General features: G+C 32.9%; 2 protein-coding genes and 1 pseudogene. 2 read left to right on the forward strand and 1 reads right to left on the reverse strand.

The features are described 5' to 3' along the window. Positions 1 to 224: 224 nt before the first annotated feature. Both ABZA26_RS13015 and ABZA26_RS13020 read left to right on the forward strand, forming a co-directional pair. Positions 225 to 965 (forward strand): hypothetical protein, encoded by a 741-nt coding sequence (locus tag ABZA26_RS13015; protein ID WP_372714937.1) that lies wholly within the window; start codon positions 225 to 227, stop codon positions 963 to 965. 310 nt (positions 966 to 1,275) lie between these two features. Beyond that, a complete protein-coding gene (locus ABZA26_RS13020; RefSeq protein ID WP_372714938.1) occupies positions 1,276 to 1,923 on the forward strand; it encodes a hypothetical protein in 648 nt (215 codons plus the stop codon). Positions 1,924 to 1,954: 31 nt separating this feature from the next. Here the strand turns inward: ABZA26_RS13020 and ABZA26_RS13025 are convergent. Then, positions 1,955 to 2,308: pseudogene (locus ABZA26_RS13025) on the reverse strand (L-lactate dehydrogenase); the annotation flags it as partial.

A 2,308-nucleotide genomic window follows, 5' to 3' on the forward strand; every position in this document is an offset into this window, starting at 1 on the left:
AAAGTAGGAGATATAATTATTTTAGATGGAGAAGAGATATATACTGAAGAAAAAATAGGGGTTGTAAAAGTAACCTCCTATATAAATGGAAGAGAAGGATCCATTTGTGAATTTATAGGTGAAATTCCTAATATAAACAAAATAGAAGTGATAGTTAGAGAAATTTAATTATAAATTACATTTTAAGAGTATCTACAAAAAATTAAATATTGAGGGAGAGTTTCATGAAAAAAATTATTTTATCAATTGCAATTGCCAGTATATTGGGAGTATGTTCACCAACAGAAATTATCGCCAAAACACCGGAAAAAACAGCAATACTTTTACCTATTAATAATACAAATGACCAACGTACTGCTGAACTACTGTGGAATAACTTATCAACTAATATTTATGAACATGATCATAACAAACTTATCAGTCCAGAAAAAACAAAAGTTCTTATTCAGGGTGCCGGTTACAGTTTTGGAGATCAATTAACCCAATTGGATTCTCCTGAAAAGAGGATAGCATTACAAAATAAAATGGGAACAGACGGTCTTATCTTTATAACTGTAGATGATGTGAATGTATCTTTAAAGAAAAATCCATTGAAACCAACAACTATAAAAAATATCAAAGGAAAAGCTGTATTATATGTAGACGGTATTGAAGAAAAAGAATTTAATATCGAGGGAATTGAAACCGAAAAAATATCTGGAACAGCCTTAAAAACGATACTCATAATAGCTGGAAGTATTGCAACAGATCATAATGGTTTAGCAACTGTGGCATCCATTGCCGCAATTTCTGACCCGGTTATTAGAGGAGAAGTTATTGATGGAGTTTTAGCTCTATCTGGACCTTTAGGAAATAAAATAGAAACATTATTATTTGAAAAAGGAATTCTCAAAGAAAATCCTTATAAAAAAGCTATAGATAATGCCGTCGCTAGTGTGGCAGAAGATATCGAAAAAAATATTTAAGGATCTTTCAAAAATTACATGTAAATTATATTCTCTTTCATTATAGGTGGTCCAGCTGGATCACCTTTTTAAATTAAATATTTATCCATTCTCATCGCATTCCTATATTATTAAAAAATATAAAATACTGACTTTAGTCTGCAGAACTGTATCTACTTCTGTCTATAATCAATTATACAAGATTTATCAATAATCTCTCTTTCAACCTGCTTATATTTGTGCTAAAATCATTATTAAGGACTATCGGTATGAAAAGTAACTTACGGGGATATATACTCATTCACAATCAAACCAGAGGAGGAAAACAGCAATGAAGAAAAAAATATTTATCTTATGCCTCACTGCTTCAATGATTTTTGCACAGGGGTGTACTAACATAAAAAGTATGACTTCGTCATCAACATCTGCAACCACTCAGGAGAATATAGCTTCTGCCGTAGATGTAAACGAAGAGATCTTTGCGAGCGGAGATGCACGTATAGAGGAGAGCGGAAAAGGTGTGGCAAAAATGAGGGCAAAACAAGCCGCCAGAGAAGAGCTTAAGAAAAAAGTCTTTAAAGAGAGTGAAACTATCCTTAAAGCCTACCTTCTAGAGATCAATTTCTACAGTAAAAAAATATCCGACCAGGTGTTAAAAGACCTAGGAGAATATGTTGCTGAAGGTGTCCTTTTCGGAGCCCAAGAAAAAACCTCATGGAGTGAAAATAATAAAATGTTTGTAGTTCTTTCTGTAGATAAAAATCAAGTTCCATTAAAAACAAAAGAGACCTTCATAGGTCATATCGACAGCATTCAGTCAAAATTAAAAGAAGTCAGACAAAAAATTCAGAGTATTCCTGTAGAGGGAGAGTCTCCTTCACAAAATACAAGTTTTGAAAACAGTGACGAAGAAATTATGCTAGAGGAAAAAGCTCCTCTTCTTGAAGATTCTAATGAATTTATAGATGTTCAGCTATAAAAAAATCCGGAAATATCCGGATTTTTTTATTCTACAGTTTTACCTGATTGATTATATTCTTCAAAAAATCAGCTGATCTTTTCAGCTCTTCCTGCTCCTCTTTACTGAGTTTCAGATCTAAAATCCTGGATACCCCGTGCTTGTTTATAATTGCAGGTACCCCCATGACCACATCTTCCACCCCGTAGGCTTTTTCAATATAGCTCCCTACAGGTAGTATAGAATTTTCATTTACTGCAATTGCCCTTACTATTCTGTAGGTACTTGCTGCTATCCCGTGATTTGTATTTCCTTTTTTCAAAAATATGTCATACCCTGATTCCAGAACCTCCTTCTTCATCTCCTCTTTATTTATTCTTTCATAATTATTTATATCTGCAAAGGT

Source organism: Ilyobacter sp. (assembly GCF_041583315.1).
Taxonomy (GTDB): domain Bacteria; phylum Fusobacteriota; class Fusobacteriia; order Fusobacteriales; family Fusobacteriaceae; genus Ilyobacter.

Excerpts from the sequence above, each read along its gene's own strand:
- ABZA26_RS13015 (WP_372714937.1), top strand. The coding sequence starts at position 225 with ATGAAAAAAATTATTTTATCAATTGCAATTGCCAGTATATTGGGAGTA.
- ABZA26_RS13020 (WP_372714938.1), top strand. The coding sequence starts at position 1,276 with ATGAAGAAAAAAATATTTATCTTATGCCTCACTGCTTCAATGATTTTT.